This window comes from Mycolicibacter virginiensis (assembly GCF_022374935.2).
GTDB lineage: Bacteria > Actinomycetota > Actinomycetes > Mycobacteriales > Mycobacteriaceae > Mycobacterium > Mycobacterium virginiense.
Genome location: NZ_CP092430.2, coordinates 1524428 through 1541803 on the forward strand (window position 1 = coordinate 1524428; position 17376 = coordinate 1541803).

8 protein-coding genes and 2 pseudogenes are annotated in these 17376 nt (G+C 67.4%); 7 read left to right on the top strand and 3 right to left on the bottom strand.

Annotated elements, in window-relative coordinates; genetic code table 11:
• Positions 1 to 31 precede the first annotated feature (31 nt).
• Genes MJO54_RS07530 through MJO54_RS07550 form a run of 5 tightly spaced genes read left to right on the top strand, consistent with a single transcriptional unit; the run spans position 32 to position 12854 of the window.
• Positions 32 to 9271 carry a type I polyketide synthase gene (locus MJO54_RS07530; protein WP_240175770.1) on the top strand — a complete coding sequence of 3080 codons (9240 nt, stop codon included), beginning with the start codon at positions 32 to 34 and terminating at the stop codon, positions 9269 to 9271.
• 11 nt (positions 9272 to 9282) lie between these two features.
• Entirely contained in the window at positions 9283 to 9675 is a 393-nt protein-coding gene (gene acpS, locus MJO54_RS07535) for a holo-ACP synthase AcpS (protein WP_046283823.1), read from the top strand.
• Between the two features lie 50 nt (positions 9676 to 9725).
• Positions 9726 to 11075: a dipeptidase gene (locus MJO54_RS07540; protein WP_046283822.1), complete on the top strand. Its 1350-nt coding sequence runs from the start codon at positions 9726 to 9728 to the stop codon at positions 11073 to 11075.
• On the top strand, positions 11075 to 11869 hold the full coding sequence (locus MJO54_RS07545) for an aminoglycoside 3'-phosphotransferase (RefSeq protein ID WP_046283821.1): 795 nt from the start codon (positions 11075 to 11077) through the stop codon (positions 11867 to 11869). The genes MJO54_RS07540 and MJO54_RS07545 overlap by 1 nt, the downstream gene beginning before the upstream one ends.
• A 40-nt stretch (positions 11870 to 11909) precedes the next feature.
• The gene (locus MJO54_RS07550; RefSeq protein ID WP_046283820.1) at positions 11910 to 12854 is read left to right on the top strand and encodes a LysR family transcriptional regulator; all 945 of its coding nucleotides are present in this window, start codon (positions 11910 to 11912) and stop codon (positions 12852 to 12854) included.
• A gap of 12 nt (positions 12855 to 12866) precedes the next feature.
• On the opposite strand, the gene MJO54_RS07555 is transcribed toward MJO54_RS07550, so the two are convergent.
• A complete protein-coding gene (locus tag MJO54_RS07555; protein WP_046283819.1) occupies positions 12867 to 13904 on the bottom strand; it encodes an FAD/NAD(P)-binding protein in 1038 nt (345 codons plus the stop codon).
• Positions 13905 to 14135: 231 nt separating this feature from the next.
• Here MJO54_RS07555 and MJO54_RS07560 point away from each other — a divergent pair.
• A pseudogene (locus tag MJO54_RS07560) lies at positions 14136 to 14279 on the top strand (3-keto-5-aminohexanoate cleavage protein); the annotation flags it as partial.
• A gap of 3 nt (positions 14280 to 14282) precedes the next feature.
• On the opposite strand, the gene MJO54_RS07565 reads toward MJO54_RS07560, so the two are convergent.
• Entirely contained in the window at positions 14283 to 14756 is a 474-nt protein-coding gene (locus tag MJO54_RS07565) for a VOC family protein (protein WP_046283817.1), read from the bottom strand.
• A 41-nt stretch (positions 14757 to 14797) separates the two neighbouring features.
• A pseudogene (locus MJO54_RS07570) lies at positions 14798 to 14863 on the bottom strand (peroxiredoxin); the annotation flags it as partial.
• A gap of 172 nt (positions 14864 to 15035) precedes the next feature.
• On the opposite strand from MJO54_RS07570, the gene MJO54_RS07575 reads away from it, so the two are divergent.
• Positions 15036 to 16700 (top strand): recombinase family protein, encoded by a 1665-nt coding sequence (locus tag MJO54_RS07575; RefSeq protein ID WP_240175771.1) that lies wholly within the window; start codon positions 15036 to 15038, stop codon positions 16698 to 16700.
• Positions 16701 to 17376 lie beyond the last annotated feature (676 nt).

Below are 17376 nucleotides of genomic sequence, written 5' to 3' on the forward strand. Positions count from 1 at the left end.
GACATTAACCACGGCAGGGGAGATACATAACGTGACGATCCACGAACACGACCGGGTTTCCGCTGACGGTGCAGGCTCGGGGCGGTTCGCCAGTGCCTCGTCCGCTCTGGTGGACCGGTTGACGGGCGGCGAACCGTACGCGGTCGCCTTCGGTGGACAGGGCAGTGCCTGGTTGGAGTCGCTTGAGGAGCTGGTGTCTTCGGCCGGCATCGAGACCGAGCTGGCCACGCTGGCCGGTGAGGCTGACCTGCTGCTCGAGCCGATTGCCAAGGAACTTGTGGTGGTCCGGCCGATCGGCTTCGAGCCGCTGCAATGGGTGCGGGCGCTGGCGGCAGAGGACCCCATCCCATCGGCCAAGCAGCTGACTTCGGCGGCCGTGTCGGTGCCGGGCGTACTGCTGACTCAGATCGCCGCAATGCGGGCCCTGGAGCGGCAAGGGCTGGATCTTTCGGCCACGCCGCCCGTCGCCGCGGCCGGGCACTCGCAGGGCATCCTGGCCGTCGAGTCGCTGAAGGCCGGCGGTTCCACCGACGTGCAGCTGCTCGCGATCGCCCAGCTGCTTGGTGCCGCCGGAACGCTGGTGGCCCGTCGCCGCGGTATTTCGATTCTGGGCGACCGCCCGCCGATGGTGTCGGTAACCAACGTCGACCCCGAGCGCATCCGGCAACTGCTGGACGAGTTCTCCCAGGATGTGCGCACGGTGCTCCCACCGGTGCTGTCCATCCGCAACGGTCGTCGTGCCGTGGTGATCACCGGGACTCCCGAACAGCTGTCCCGTTTCGAGTTGTACTGCGAGCAGATCGCCGAGAAGGAGGCCGCCGAGCGCAAGAACAAGCTGCGCGGCGGCGCGGTCTTCGCTCCGGTCTTCGAACCGGTACAGGTCGAGGTCGGTTTCCACTCGCCGCGGCTGTCCGACGGCATCGAGATCGTGGCGCAGTGGGCCGCGAAGGTGGGCCTCGACGTCGAGTTGACCCGCCAGCTGGCCGACTCGATCCTGGTGGGCGAGGTCGACTGGGTCGAAGAGGTCACCACGCTGCATGACGCGGGCGCCCGCTGGATTCTGGATCTGGGACCCGGCGACATCCTGACCCGACTGACCGCGCCGGTGATCCGCGGCCTGGGCATTGGGATCGTGCCGGTGGCCACCCGCGGTGGTCAGCGCAACCTGTTCACCATCGGCGCCGTCCCGGAGGTCGCGCGGCCTTGGACGAGCTACGCCCCGTCGGTGGTCACGCTGCCCGACGGTCGGGTCAAGCTCGACACCAAGTTCACCCGGCTGACCGGTCGCTCACCGATCCTGCTGGCCGGCATGACCCCGACCACCGTCGACGCCAAGATCGTCGCCGCGGCCGCCAACGCCGGGCACTGGTCTGAGCTGGCCGGCGGTGGCCAGGTCACCGAGGAGATCTTCAACGACCGGGTCGCGGAGCTGACGACGCTGCTCGAGCCGGGTCGTACCGTCCAGTTCAACTCGCTGTTCCTGGACCCCTACCTGTGGAAGTTGCAGGTCGGCGGAAAGCGGTTGGTGCAGAAGGCGCGTCAGTCCGGCGCCCCGTTCGACGGGCTGGTGATCAGTGCCGGCATTCCCGAGCTGGAAGAGGCCGTTGAGCTGATCGCCGAGCTCAATGAATCCGGCATCAGCCATGTGGTGTTCAAGCCCGGCACCGTCGAGCAGATCCGGTCGGTGATCCGCATCGCCGCCGAGGTCCCCACCACGCCGGTGATCGCCCACGTCGAGGGTGGCCGCGCCGGTGGGCACCACTCCTGGGAAGACCTCGACGACCTGCTGTTGGCGACTTACTCCGAGCTGCGCTCGCAGCCCAACATCACGCTGTGCGTGGGCGGTGGAATCGGCACCCCTGAGCAGGCCGCCGAATACCTGTCCGGCCGTTGGTCGCAGCAGCACGGCTTCCCACTGATGCCCGTTGACGGCATCTTGGTCGGTACCGCGGCGATGGCCACCCTGGAGGCCACCACGTCGCCGGCAGTCAAGCAGATGCTGGTCGACACCAAGGGCACCGACCACTGGATCGGCGCCGGAAAAGCGCAGGGCGGCATGGCCTCCTCGCGCAGCCAGCTCGGTGCCGACATCCACGAGATCGACAACGTCGCCTCGCGGTGCGGCCGGCTGCTCGACGAGGTCGCCGGTGACGGCGACGCGGTCGCGGCGCGTCGCGACGAGATCATCGCCGCGCTGGCCGACACCGCCAAGCCCTACTTCGGTGATGTCACCGAGATGACGTACGCGCAGTGGCTACGCCGCTATGTGGAATTGGCCATCGGCGCGGGCGACTCGACCGCCGACACCGCCTCACCGGACAGCCCGTGGCTGGCCGACACGTGGCGGGAGCGGTTCGGTTCGATGCTGCAGCGTGCCGAAGCGCGGCTCAACGAACTCGAGTCCGGTCCGATCGAGACCCTGTTCACCGATTCCGAAGGCGCACAATCGATCCTGGAGCGCCCCGAGGAGGCCATCGCGGCGCTGCTGGCTCGCTACCCCGAGGCAGAGACCGTTCGGCTGCACCCGGCCGACGCGCCGTTCTTCACCCAGCTCTGCAAGACGCCCGGCAAGCCGGTCAACTTCGTGCCGGTGATCGACAAGGACGTGCGCCGTTGGTGGCGCAGTGACTCACTGTGGCAGGCGCACGACGCCCGCTACACCGCCGAGCAGGTCTGCATCATCCCCGGCATCACCGCCGTCGCCGGCATCACCCGGGTCGACGAGCCGGTCGGCGAGCTGCTGGATCGCTTCGAGCAGGCGGCAGTTGACCAGGTGCTCGCCACCGGCGTCGAGCCCAGCCCGGTGACAGCGCGACGTCGGGGCCGCACCGACGTGACCGGCCCGCTGGCCGTGCTGCTCGACGCCCCCGACGTGCTGTGGGCCGGCCGTACCGCCACCAACCCGGTGCACCGGATCGCCGACCCCGACGAGTGGCAGGTGCACGAGAACCGCACCGCCACCCACCCGTCGACCGGAGCGCGACTGGAAGTCGCCTCGGATTCGAACGTCGTGCTGAGCGTGCCGCTGTCGGGTGTCTGGATCAACATTCGCTTCACCGTGCCGGCAGCCGTCGTCGACGGGGCCACCCCGCTGGTCTCCACCGAGGACGCCGCCGCCGCGATGCGCGCGGTGCTGGCCATCGCCGCCGGTGTCGACGGCCCCGAGGCCCTGCCGCCGGTACACGACGGCTCGGCCACCGTCACCGTGGAGTGGAACCCCGAGCAGGTCGCCGATCACACCGGGGTGACCGCGACGTTCGGCGCGCCGCTTGCACCGGGACTGTCCACCGTGCCCGACGCACTGGTCGGCCGGTGCTGGCCGGCGGTGTTCGCCGCCATCGGCTCGGCCACCACCGACGCCGGGTTCCCGGTTGTCGAGGGTCTGCTGTCCCTGGTGCACCTGGACCACGCGGCGCAGCTGCTCGCCGCGCTGCCGGCGGAGCCGGCCGAATTGACCGTCACCGCAACGGCTTCGGCGGCCACCGACACTGAGGTCGGCCGCGTCGTCCCGGTGTCGGTCACGGTCGCAGCGGCCGACGGCACCGTGCTGGCCACCCTGGAGGAGCGCTTCGCGATCCGCGGACGCACCGGTGCCGCGGAACTGACCGACCCGGTTCGGGCCGGCGGTGCCGTCTCCGACAACGCCACCGACACGCCGCGCCGCCGTCGGCGCGACGTCACCGTGACCGCGCCGGTGGACATGCGGCCGTTCGCGGCGGTTTCCGGCGACTACAACCCGATCCACACCGACCGGGCCGCAGCACTGCTGGCCGGCCTGGAATCGCCCATCGTGCACGGCATGTGGCTCTCGGCCGCGGCCCAGCATGTGGTGACCGCCACCGACGGCCAAGCCCGCCCGCCGGCGCGGCTGGTCGGCTGGACCGCGCGCTTCCTGGGCATGGTCAAGCCCGGCGATGACGTCGACTTCCGCGTCGACCGGGTCGGAATCGACCTGGGCGCAGAGGTTCTGGAGATCAGCGCACGGATCGGTTCGGACCTGGTCATGTCGGCTACCGCTCGGCTGACTGCGCCCAAGACCGTCTATGCGTTCCCGGGTCAGGGCATCCAGCACAAGGGCATGGGCATGGAGGTCCGTGCCCGGTCCAAGGCCGCCCGTAAGGTCTGGGACTCCGCGGACAAGTTCACCCGCGAAACCCTGGGCTTCTCGGTGCTGCACGTGGTGCGCGATAACCCGACCAGCCTGATCGCCTCCGGCGTGCATTACCAGCACCCCGAAGGCGTGCTGTACCTGACGCAGTTCACCCAGGTCGCGATGGCCACCGTGGCTGCCGCGCAGGTTGCCGAGATGCGCGAGCAGGGCGCCTTCGTCGAAGGTGCGATCGCCTGCGGTCACTCCGTCGGTGAGTACACCGCGCTGGCCTGCGTCAGCGGCGTCTACGAGCTGGAAGCGCTGCTGGAGGTGGTGTTCCACCGCGGCTCGAAGATGCACGACATCGTGCCACGTGACGCCATGGGTCGCTCCAACTACCGACTGGCCGCCATCCGGCCGTCGCAGATCGACCTCGACGACGCCGACGTCACCGCGTTCGTCGCCGAGATCGCCGAGCGCACCGGTGAATTCCTGCAGATCGTCAACTTCAACCTGCGCGGCTCGCAGTACGCGATCGCCGGCACGGTCGCCGGCCTGGAGGCTCTGGAGGCCGAGGTCGAGCGGCGCCGCGAGATCAGCGGCGGCAAGCGCTCGTTCATCCTGGTTCCCGGGATCGATGTGCCGTTCCACTCGGAGGTGCTGCGCATCGGCGTGGACGACTTCCGCCGTTCGCTGGAGCGGGTCATGCCGCGCGACCAGGACCCGGCGCTGATCGTCGGCCGCTACATCCCCAACCTGGTGCCCAAGCCGTTCACGTTGGACCGGGAGTTCATCCAGGAGATTCGCGACCTGGTGCCGGCCGAGCCGCTCGACGAGGTGCTGGCCAACTACGACACCTGGCGCAACGAGAAGCCGGCCGAGCTGTGCCGCAAGGTCGTCATCGAGTTGCTGGCTTGGCAATTCGCCAGCCCGGTGCGTTGGATCGAGACCCAGGACCTGCTGTTCATCGAGCAGGCGGCCGGTGGGTTGGGCGTGGAACGGTTTGTCGAGATCGGGGTGAAGACCGCCCCGACGGTCGCCGGACTGGCCACCAACACGCTCAAGCTGCCCGAGTACGCCCACAGCACCGTGGAGGTGCTCAACGCTGAGCGCGATGCCGCCGTGCTGTTCGCCACCGACACCGACCCGGAGCCGGAAGATGAGCCGGTTGCCGACGATTCCGACGCTGCCGCGCCGGACGGGAGCGCTGTGCCTGATGTCGCCCCCGCCGTCGCTTCGGCTGGCGCCTCAGCTCCGGCGGGAGCTCCGCGCCCCGACGACATCGCGTTCGACGCCGCCGACGCCACCTGCGCGCTGATCGCGCTGAGCGCCAAGATGCGCATCGACCAGATCGAGGCGCTGGACTCCATCGAGTCCATCACCGACGGCGCATCGTCGCGGCGCAACCAGCTGCTGGTGGACCTGGGTTCGGAGCTGAACCTGGGCGCCATCGACGGCGCCGCCGAAGCCGACCTGTCCGGGCTGAAATCGCAGGTGACCAAGCTGGCCCGCACCTACAAGCCGTACGGCCCGGTGCTGACCGACGCGATCAACGACCAGCTCCGCACCATTCTCGGACCGTCCGGCAAGCGGCCCGGTGCCATCGCCGAACGGGTCAAGAAGACCTGGGAGCTCGGTGACGGCTGGGCCAAGCACGTCACCGTCGAGGTGGCGTTGGGGACCCGCGAGGGCAGCAGTGTCCGGGGCGGCGCCCTGGGCGGGTTGCACGAGGGCGCCCTGGCCGACGCCGCGGCCGTCGACAAGGTCATCGATGCGGCCGTGCAGGCCGTCGCCGCACGCCGCGGTGTCGCGGTCAGCCTGCCATCGGCAGGCGGTGGCGGTGGCGCGACCGTGGATGCCGCCGCGCTGGGCGAGTTCACCGCCCAGATCACCGGCCGCGACGGTGTGCTCGCTTCAGCGGCCCGGCTGGTGTTGGGCCAGCTCGGATTCGACAACGCGGTAAGCGCCCCGGCGGGTGCCACCGACAGCGAGCTGATCGACCTGGTGACCGCCGAATTGGGTTCGGACTGGCCGCGCCTGGTGGCGCCGGCCTTCGACGGCCGCAAAGCGGTGCTGTTCGACGACCGTTGGGCCAGTGCCCGCGAGGACCTGGTCAAGCTGTGGCTGGTCGACGAAGGCGACATCGACGCCGACTGGCCGCGTCTGGCCGAGCGTTTCGAGGGTGCCGGCCACGTGGTCGCCACCCAGGCGTCCTGGTGGCAGGCCCGGGCGCTGGCCTCGGGCCGGCAGATTCACGGCTCGCTGTACGCCCGGATCGCTGCTGGCGCGGAGAACCCCGGCCGGGGCCGCTACAGCGACGAGGTGGCGGTGGTGACCGGTGCCTCCAAGGGCTCGATCGCGGCATCGGTGGTCGGGCAGCTGCTCGACGGCGGTGCGACCGTCATCGCCACCACGTCTCGTCTCGACGACGAGCGACTGGGCTTCTACCGCGACCTTTACCGTGACCACGCTCGGTTCGGTGCCGCGCTGTGGGTGGTGCCGGCCAACATGGCGTCGTACTCCGACATCGACGCACTGGTCGAATGGGTCGGAACCGAGCAGACTGAAAGCCTTGGGCCGCAGTCGATCCACCTCAAAGATGCGCAGACCCCGACGCTGCTGTTCCCGTTCGCGGCTCCGCGGGTCACCGGCGATCTGTCGGAGGCCGGTGCGCGTGCCGAGATGGAGATGAAGGTTCTGCTGTGGGCTGTGCAGCGCCTCATCGGCGGCCTGTCGAAGATCGGCGCCGAGCGCGACATCGCCTCCCGGTTGCACGTGGTGCTGCCCGGATCGCCTAACCGCGGCATGTTCGGCGGTGACGGCGCCTACGGCGAGGCCAAGGCGTCGCTGGACGCGCTGGTGTCGCGCTGGAAGGCGGAGTCCTCGTGGGCTTCTCGGGTCAGCCTGGCCCACGCCCTGATCGGCTGGACTCGCGGCACGGGGCTGATGGGCCACAACGACGTCATCGTCGATGCGGTCGAGGAAGCTGGCGTCACCACCTACTCGACCGAGCAGATGGCGGCCATGCTGCTGGGCTTGTGCAACGTCGAGTCCAAGGTGGCCGCGGCCAACGCCCCGATCGAGGCCGACCTGACCGGTGGCCTGGCCGAGGCGAATCTGGACATGGCCGAGCTGGCTGCCCGGGCTCGTGAGGAGATGACGAGCGAAGCAGCGGCCGACGACGAGGCTGACGCCGGCAACACCATTGCGGCACTGCCGAGTCCGCCGCGCGGCCACACTCCGGCACCCCCGCCGGCCTGGGCCGACCTCGACGTCGACCCGGCCGACCTGGTGGTCATCGTCGGTGGCGCCGAACTGGGGCCGCTGGGCTCGTCGCGCACCCGCTTCGAGATGGAGGTCTCCGGAGAGCTGTCGGCAGCTGGGGTGCTCGAGCTGGCCTGGACCACCGGTTTGGTCAAGTGGGAGGACGACCCGACCCCGGGTTGGTATGACACCGCGACCGGTGAGTTGGTCGACGAGGCCGAGTTGGTGGAGCGCTACCACGACGCCGTGGTGGAACGCGTCGGTGTTCGCGAGTTCGTCGATGACGGCGCGATCGACCCCGACCACGCCTCACCGCTGTTGGTCAGTGTCTTCCTGGACAAGGACTTCTCGTTCGTGGTCTCCAGCGAGGCCGACGCCCGGGCGTTCGTCGAGTTCGACCCCGAGCACACTGTGGTGCGCCCGGTGCCGGACTCCTCGGATTGGCAGGTGATCCGCAAGGCCGGCACCGAGATTCGGGTGCCGCGCAAGAGCAAGCTGTCGCGCACCGTGGGTGCTCAGATCCCGACCGGGTTCGACCCGACGGTGTGGGGGATCAGTCAGGACATGGCCACCTCCATCGACCGGGTGGCGCTGTGGAACATCGTCGCGACCGTCGATGCGTTCCTGTCGGCGGGCTTCACCCCGACCGAGCTGATGCGCTGGGTGCACCCGTCGCTGGTGGCCAGCACTCAGGGCACCGGCATGGGCGGCATGACCTCGATGCAGACCATGTACCACGGCAACCTGCTCGGGCGGGCCAAGCCGAACGACATCCTGCAGGAAGTTCTGCCCAATGTCGTTGCCGCGCACGTGGTCCAGAGCTACGTCGGGTCCTACGGCGCGATGATCCACCCGGTGGCCGCCTGTGCCACCGCGGCGGTCTCGGTCGAGGAGGGCGTCGACAAGATCCGGCTGGGCAAGGCCGAGCTGGTGGTCACCGGCGGCTACGACGACCTGACCCTGGAGGCCATCATCGGCTTCGGTGACATGGCGGCCACCGCCGACACCGAGATGATGCGCGCGAAGGGAATCAGCGACTCGAAGTTCTCCCGTGCCAACGACCGGCGCCGCCTGGGCTTCGTCGAGGCTCAGGGTGGCGGCACCATTCTGCTGGCCCGCGGCGACCTGGCCGCCAAGATGGGCCTGCCGGTCCTGGCGGTGGTGGCCTACGCGCAGAGCTTCGCTGACGGCGTGCACACCTCGATCCCCGCTCCGGGCCTGGGTGCCCTGGGCGCGGGCCGGGGCGGCAAGGACTCGATGTTGGCCCGTTCGCTGGCCAAGCTGGGTGTGGGTGCCGACGACATCGCGGTGGTCTCCAAGCACGACACCTCGACGTTGGCCAACGACCCCAACGAGACCGAGCTGCACGAGCGGCTGGCCGACTCGCTGGGCCGCTCCGACGGTGCGCCGCTGTTCGTGATCAGCCAGAAGAGCCTCACCGGGCACGCCAAGGGCGGCGCGGCGGTCTTCCAGATGATGGGCCTGTGCCAGGTGCTGCGCGACGGGGTCATCCCGCCCAACCGCAGCCTGGACTGTGTCGACGACGAGCTGGCCACCGCCGGGCACCTGGTGTGGGTGCGCGAGACGCTGGAGCTGGGGGAGAAGTTCCCGCTCAAGGCCGGTTTGGTCACCAGCCTTGGCTTCGGTCACGTCTCCGGTCTGGTCGCCCTGGTGCACCCGGCGGCGTTCCTGGCGGCGCTGGACCCGAGCCAGCGCGCGGCCTACGAGCAGCAAGCCGGCGAGCGGGTGCTGGCCGGTCAGCGGCGACTCGCCTCGGCGATCGCCGGCGGCAAGCCGATGTACGAGCGGCCCGCCGACCGGCGTTTCGACCACGACTCACCGGAGAAGCGCCAGGAGTCGGCGATGCTGCTCAACCCCGCGGCACGGCTCGGCGACGGCGACGTCTACATCGGATAGCGTCACTGGTTATGGGCATCGTTGGTGTCGGGATCGACCTGGTGTCGATTCCCGACTTCGCCGAGCAGGTCGACCAACCCGGGACGGTGTTCGCCGAGACGTTCACCCCCGGGGAGCGTCGCGACGCCTCGGACAAGAGTTCGTCGGCGGCGCGGCACCTGGCGGCCCGCTGGGCGGCCAAGGAGGCGGTGATCAAGGCATGGTCGGGGTCGCGGTTTGCGCAGAAACCGGTGCTGCCGGAGGCGATTCACCGCGACATCGAGGTGGTCACCGACACGTGGGGACGCCCGAAGGTGCGACTCTCCGGTGAGATAGCGCAGCATCTGGCCGACGTGACGATCCACGTGTCGCTGACCCACGAGGCCGACACCGCCGCCGCCGTCGCGATCCTGGAGATCAATTGACGCCGAGCAGTCGTGAAAGCCCCCAAAATACTGCGTCGTAGGGTGCTTTCATGTCTGCTCGTCGTAGTGAACTGATCCAGCGAGTCCACGACGTCCTGCCGTCGGTGCGAGCCGATCTGGAGGATCTGGTGCGCATCGAGTCGGTATGGGCTGACCCTGCGCGACGACCCGAGGTGCATCGCAGCGCCCAGCGTGTCGCAGACCTGCTGAGCCAGGCGGGCTTTCCGCAGGTGCAGATCGTCGCCGAGGGCGGTGCGCCGGCAGTCATCGCGCACTATCCGCCGCCTTCGGGTGCCCCGACTGTGTTGCTCTACGCGCACCACGACGTGCAGCCCGAAGGCGACGTGGGGCAGTGGGATTCACCGCCGTTCGAACCGACCGAACGCGACGGGCGCCTCTACGGCCGCGGCACCGCCGACGACAAGGCCGGTATCGCAACACATCTGGCGGCATTCCGGGCGCACGGCGGCCACCCGCCGGTCGGTGTGACGGTCTTCGTCGAGGGCGAGGAGGAATCCGGATCGCCGTCGCTGGGGGCGCTGCTTGCCGCGCATCGCGAGGCGCTGAGCGCCGACGTGATCGTGATCGCTGACTCCGACAACTGGAGCACCGAGATCCCCTCACTGACGGTGTCGCTGCGGGGGCTGGCCGACTGCGTGGTGGAAGTCGCGACGCTGGATCACGGTCTGCACTCGGGGCTGTGGGGTGGGGTGGTGCCCGACGCGCTGACCGTCCTGGTGCGGCTGCTGGCAAGCCTGCACGACGACGAGGGCAACGTCGCGGTCGCCGGGCTTCACGAAGGCACCGCGGCACCGGTCGATTACCCGCCCGAGCGCGTACGTGCCGACACCGGACTGTTGGACGGAGTGACCGAGATCGGCTCCGGCTCGGTGCCCCAGCGAATGTGGGCCAAGCCGGCGATCACCGTTATCGGTATCGACACCACGAGCATTGCGGCATCATCGAACACGCTGATTCCACGGGCCCGCGCCAAGATCAGCCTGCGAGTGGCCCCCGGCGGCGACGCCGCCGCACACCTGGACGCGCTCACCGCTCACCTACAGCACCACGCCCCGTGGGGAGCCCAGGTGACCGTCACCCCGGGTGATGTCGGGCAGCCCTACGCCATCGACGCCACCGGCCCGGTGTACGACGCCGCGCGGGCCGCGTTCGTCGAGGCGTGGGGCGTCGAGCCCATCGACATGGGCATGGGCGGCTCCATCCCGTTCATCGCCGAGTTCGCCGCCGCCTACCCCCAGGCGACCATCCTGGTCACCGGGGTGGAAGATCCCGGCACCCAGGCGCACAGCATCAACGAGAGCCTGCACCTGGGCGTGCTGGAACGCGCCGCCACCGCCGAAGCGCTGTTGCTGGAAAAGCTGGGCGGTCAGCCCGCCTGATGATCGCTGGCCCACCGCAATTGCCGCAGACGGTGCCGGACGCTGTACGACAGCTGGCCGGTGACGATGATCCACGCCCGGTGTGGCTCAACGAGGTCGGCGGCACCACGTTCGAGGTCACCGGCGCCGCCGGGCACCGCTTCATCAAGTGGTCGCCGGCCGACAGCGGCATCGACCTGTCCGCCGAGGCGGCGCGACTGCGATGGGCGCTCGGCTACACGCAGGTGCCGCGCGTACTCGATCACGGCAGCAACGACGAGGGGCAGTGGCTGGTCACCGCGGCCCTGCCTGGCACCAATGCAGTCGCGGCGCGATGGATCGCCGACCCCGGCCCAGCAGTGACGGGAATCGGACGGGGACTGCGGGCGCTGCACGACGCCTTGCCCGTGGCGGAATGTCCGTTCGACTGGAGCGCCGAGCGACGGGTTGCGGACGCCAATCGCCGTTCTGGTCAACTGAATCCGGCCGAGTGGCCTGCTGAGTTCGCCGGACTCACCGTCGCGCAGGCGTTGCAGCGGGTAGCCGATCCGCCCCCGGTTGATCGGCTGGTGGTGTGCCACGGCGACGCCTGTGCACCGAACACTTTGCTGAACGACGAGGGGCGCCCCACGGGGCACGTCGACCTCGGCGAACTGGGGATTGCCGATCGCTGGGCCGATTTGGCGGTGGCTACCTGGAGCACTGAGTGGAACTACGGTGCCGATTGGACTGATGTGCTCCTTGATGCCTACGGGGTCCGACGAGACCAGGAGCGCATCGACTACTACCGGCTGTTGTGGACCCTCGATCCTTGATCGGCGGGCCCACAAGGGCCACTTGTGATTGCATGGGGAGATGGCGCTGAGCCCCCGCATGCCCGATCTGTCGGCGTTCGAGATGTTGGTGGCTATCGCCAGAACCGGCAGCCTTGGCGCTGCGGGGCGGGAGCTGGGGCTGACGCAGCAGGCGGTTTCGGCACGCCTGACCGCGATGGAGGCCCAGACCGGCGTGCGACTCGTAATGCGTGGTGCGCGTGGTTCGCAGTTGACTTCGGCGGGGGCGGTCGTGACGGAGTGGGCAGATCAGCTACTGGATGTCGCCGGTCACGTCGATGCCGGGCTGGCTTCGTTGCGGACCGCAAGCCGCAAGAAGATGAACGTGGTTGCGAGTCTGACGATCGCCGAACAGCTGATGCCCCGCTGGATCGTGTCCCTGCAGACCTCCGCCACACGAACCGGCCGCGAGGCACCGGAGGTCATTCTGACCGCCACCAACAGCGAGCAAGCCATTGCGAACGTGCGAGGCGGATCGGCGGACTTGGGCTTCATCGAGAGTCCGGGGGCGCTGACCGGTATTCGCAGCCGTGTCGTGGCGCACGACGACCTCGTGGTGATCGTGCCGCCCGACCACAAATGGGTGCGTCGCTCCAAAGGCGTGACCGCCGCAGAGCTCAGCCAGACCCCGCTGGTCGTGCGGGAACAGGGTTCGGGCACCCGGGACTCGCTGACGTCGGCGTTGCGTGCCGTCTTGGGTCACGAGGTGGAACAGGCACGTCCGGCATTGGAACTTTCTTCGTCGGTCGCCGTGCGTGGTGCCGTACTGGCCGGGGCCGGGCCGGCTGTGATGAGCAGGTTGGCGGTCGCCGATGACCTTGCGGTCGGCCGGCTTCGCAGCGTCGAGGTGCCAGAATTAGACCTGCATCGGGATCTCAGGGCGATCTGGACGGGTGGGCGGACGCCGCCGGCCGGCGCGGCCCGGGACCTGTTGAGCCATATCGGCGGCGCCAACCGCCTGCGCTGATCCCCGCCGAAGCTACGTGCCGTACTGCAACCACAGGGGCAGTGCGCTGTTGAGCCGCTGCATGAATTTGATCAGTCCGATCCGATACTGCCCAGATCCGAACGAGTCGATTCCATACTCGGGGAAAGCAATTCCGACCCCGAACAGTCCCGGAGCCAGGATCCCGTTCACCGGGTCGTATTCCAGCTCCCCCCACTGCGGGGTCGCGGGGAGCCGCCGGCGGGTGAAGCCGACGGTGTAGACAACGTGGCTACAGGCTTGGAGCTGCTCGGAGAACTCCTTGTCGTCTACCCGATACCGTTCCAGGCGCTCCGGATAGGTTCCGTCGATGTTCTCGCGGGCCCACGTTGCGGCATTTCCCTTCAGGCCAGTGTCGTCGAACAGGATCTGATCGCCAAGGTAGACAGCGTATTTGGTAGGGCTTCGATAGAAGTTGACGACCTTCTGCGCCTGGGTGTTCAACAAGTTGGGCAGGGCCACCATCGATGAGTGTGACGAGCCGAAGACCGCCACCGTGGCGTCGTCCAACGCCAGCTGACTGAGCTTGTCGGGGTTCAGTGCCACCTCGATCGGAATCTCTTCCAGGTGCGGATGCTGAAGCGTCTTGGGAATCGAGCCGACGGCCAGAATCACGTTCTTCGCTTCGATCTCGGCGTCCGGGGTGCTCACCAGCCACCGGCGGTTGCGCAGGGTGAGCTCGGTGGCCACCGCGCGAATGGCGGTGACGCGCTGGGTCAGGTGCTGCGAGATCCATACCAACGGATCGGCGATGAGGCCGAGCGGGCAGGTGTGACCGGGATCAATGTCGGTCAGCTCAAAGTGGGGTGCTTCGGAGAACCGGAACGCCTGCGAGCCGTTCAAGTAGTCGAGGAAGAGTGACACATGAGTGTTGCCGGGGACGGCGCGCCATTTGGTGCCGATATCACCGGCGGCAAAGTCGGGATCGATCCAGACGATCTGGTTCTCGGGGACGCCATGGTCGAGCAGCCGGCCCACCGCGGCGATACCTGCGGGACCTGCTCCGATCACTGCCCAGCTGTGCCCAGTCATCTTCCTGCCTTCCAACGGGGTAGGAGTAACGCGCCTTGTTGGTCGCTCGATCGGAGGCGCCACCCAATCCCGACCGTTGGGATTAATGCTGCGCCCGACAGTAGTCCGCGGCTAGGGGGTTTGTCCTTGTTAGCCCACAACGGTTCGTTGTGACTGAGAGATAGTCGGCCGTCTGCTCCCGATCGGGTGCGTGGCGGGCTGACGAGGCTTATCTTCACGGGACAGAAACACGGACGCGATGTCGCGACCGGCAAGGAGGCCCGCGACATCTACAAGATCGGCACCGTCTATGCCGATGCGGACGAAACGCTGGCGAAGCTGGGGTATGCCCCGAAACGCCAGCCCGGCCAGATCGGATTCACCCACCACCGATAGGCGTCAAGGCCCTTCGGCTGCCGCCTCCAACGCGGCGATGTCGAGCTTGACCATCGTGTACATGGCCTGCTTCGCCCGAAGTACGCGCTCGGGGTCTGGATCGGTCATCAACTCCGACAGCCGTTGCGGGATGATCTGCCAGGACAAGCCGTAGCGGTCGGTGAGCCAGCCGCACTGGACTTCCTTGCCGCCGGCGCTTAACGCGTTCCAGTAGTGGTCGACCTCGGCCTGATCGGCGCAGTAGACCTGGATCGAGATGGCCTCATCCAACGTGAAGTTCGGTCCGCCGTTGATGGCGGAGAACAGCCGCCCGTCGAGCTCGAACAACACTTCCAGCGGGCTGCCGTCGCGCTCGGGATTCTCCGCGCCCCAGTAGGAGACGTCGGTGACCTTTGAATTGGGAAAGATCGACACGTAGTACTCGGCGGCTTCCAGCGCCTGGGTGTCGAACCACAAACTCGTTCGGATGACCGGCATGCGCGGCTCCTTCTCGGTCGGCGGAAAAGCGACCTCAGGGGTCAGACCGACAGATCGCGCCGCAGTTTCGCGACGTGCCCGGTGGCCCGCACGTTGTACTGTGAAACACATGGGACAACAGCTATCAAGCGGCCAGCTTGTGAAGTACGTCGGCATTCACGGTCGGGCTGACGGACCGACTGGCAGGGTGTCCAGAGTGTGCCGAGCGTTTGTCAGAGTGCGTTGGGATGATGGCCGAGTGGACGACGTACACCCCGAGGACATCCGGGTATTACCACGGTGAGCAGACGACTAAGGGCGGTCGTTGGGTCTCGTGTATCCCATTTAGACGACGACAAAGCCAGCACCCGCAAGGTCTCCCATCTCGCCCAAACCGAGGAGGGCGAACGGTGGGCGCAGTCCCACGGATACACCGTGGTCGGGACGTTCGAGGATCTAGGAATCTCAGCGGGAAAAACAACTCCGTTTGAGCGGCCAGACCTGGGCAAGTGGCTGGCCCCGGAACGTCTGCACGAGTGGGACGTGCTGGTGTTCGCCAAGATCGACCGAGCGTTCCGATCTACCGCTGACTGCGTGGACTTCGCCAAGTGGACCAAAGAGAACAAGAAGATTCTGGCGTTCGCCGGCGATGGGGTAGTGCTCGATTACCTCCACCCGGCGGGTGACTCGCTCGATCAGATGATGAGCGAGTTCTTCATCTACGTCGGCAGCTTCTTCGCGGCCATCGAGTTGTCACGGTTCAAGACCCGCGCAACAGATCGGCTCGACTACCTGCGGATGACCGACCGGGTAAGCCACGGTGTACCCCCACTGGGGTACCGCACCGTCAAACACTCGAGCGGGCAGGGCAAGGCGCTCGCCCGTGATCCCGAGGGCTACAAGCTGCTGCACGAGATCAGAAACAAACTGGTGGACGAACGGCAATCGTTGACCAGCATCGCCCGGTGGCTCAATGAGCAGGGCAAGACGACGAACGTCGCCCGGTCACGGGGTGGCGGTAAGTGGTCGGTCGCCACGTTGAAACGTGTCCTGACTTCGCAGCGCACGCAAGGCTTGCGGGTGATGGCGGTATACGAACCTGCCCCTACCGAGAAGAACCCCGACAACAAGAAACGGGTAGGGGAGAAGCTGGTACTCGATCCCCAAGGTCAGCCGATCAGGATGGCCGAGCCTACTTTCACCGACGACGACTGGGCGCTGATACAGGCGGCGGTAGGTCGTCGTACGGCCAGCGGTAAGGCGCGTCAGATGACGCCGAACCCGTTGGCCGGGATCGGCTTCTGCCAGTGCGGGTACGCGTTGGCGCTGCACCGCAGGCGGTCGTCTAGCGGGAAGCTGCACACCTACGTCCGTTGTGGCCGGGCGCTGAACGGGTGCCGTGGTGCGATAACGCTTCAGATGGCCGAAGCCATCTTGGAAGAAGATTTTCTGGATGCTCACGGCGATCGTGAGATGCAGCAGCAGGTATTTGTTCCCGGTGCTGACCACAGTCAAGAGCTGGCCCAAACCGAGCAGTCGCTAGAGCGGCTGCGGTGGGAGTCCGACAACGGGCTAGTAGACGATGAGGTGCTGTATCGGTCGCGTCTGTCCTCGTTGGTTGCTCGAAAGGCCGAGTTGACCGCGAACACCGTGACGCCTGCCCGTTGGGAGTCGGTGGGCACCGGTAAGACGTTCCGTGAGCTGTGGGCCGACGAGGCCACCGACCGCCGTCAGGTTCTTCGGGACAGCGGTGTGCGGCTGGTACTGCACTTCCCGCCGCGTGGGACCACGACGCAGACCAAGGTCATCCCGTGGGAGTTGTGCCACCCCGAGGATTGGCCGGAGCCGGAGCTGACGGCAGAACAGCAGGCGATTCGGGATGGATTGGAGAAGCTGGATGTTGGCGAGGGTCTTGACGTTCGGGATGGTGTTGTTCGGGTTGTTCCCGCCCGTGGCAAGCGCTGACCCAATCCCGGCATATTGCCACGACCAGAGGTGGTGCGATGGCGATTTTGGACGCCGGGACTACTGCCCAGATTCCGGCTCATGGGTCGGCCCGTTCGGAGCCTGCCCTTCGCTCAACACCGGACCCTATTCACCAGGGGGCTTGCGTCCGAACGAAAGCAATTGGGACGACGAATAAGCGGTGTACAACGAAAGGCGGCACCGCCCGAAGCATGACGGTGCCGCCCTCTCGATCAACCGGTCACGCGAGTTGGATCAGCTTCCAGTCGACAGCCCGGTTGTTGTGGGGTGGCATGACGTTGCCCACCGCGATGGGTGCGGTCGTGCTCGGAGAGTCCTGTGACTTCCACACACCACTTTCGGGACACTTCTGCCCTGTATGTGCCAAACGGCCTACAGCCATAACTATTTTCCTTACTACTAGGGTGGCAGGACGCAACCCACCACCGTGCAGCAAGCAGATATAACTTCGGTAACAAACGTCACAAACGGCTCACCGCCGAGACGTTTCCTGATACTTTGGCTGCCTACCTACCAAGTAGAACCACAAGCCCCAGGTACCCGAAGCCCCAGGTTTTCGGACCTGGGGCTTGCTGCGTGGATTACTTTACGCCCTGGCACTCGGCATGGGGGACTGCCAAACCACATTCATAGTATTTCCTCAAAGTCCAGGTCA

Bases quoted from the DNA above. Each gene is read 5' to 3' on its own strand.
- acpS (WP_046283823.1), top strand. From the start codon at position 9,283: ATGGGCATCGTTGGTGTCGGGATCGACCTGGTGTCGATTCCCGACTTC.
- MJO54_RS07540 (WP_046283822.1), top strand. From the start codon at position 9,726: ATGTCTGCTCGTCGTAGTGAACTGATCCAGCGAGTCCACGACGTCCTG.
- MJO54_RS07545 (WP_046283821.1), top strand. From the start codon at position 11,075: ATGATCGCTGGCCCACCGCAATTGCCGCAGACGGTGCCGGACGCTGTA.
- MJO54_RS07550 (WP_046283820.1), top strand. From the start codon at position 11,910: ATGGCGCTGAGCCCCCGCATGCCCGATCTGTCGGCGTTCGAGATGTTG.
- MJO54_RS07555 (WP_046283819.1), bottom strand. From the start codon at position 13,904: ATGACTGGGCACAGCTGGGCAGTGATCGGAGCAGGTCCCGCAGGTATC.
- MJO54_RS07565 (WP_046283817.1), bottom strand. From the start codon at position 14,756: ATGCCGGTCATCCGAACGAGTTTGTGGTTCGACACCCAGGCGCTGGAA.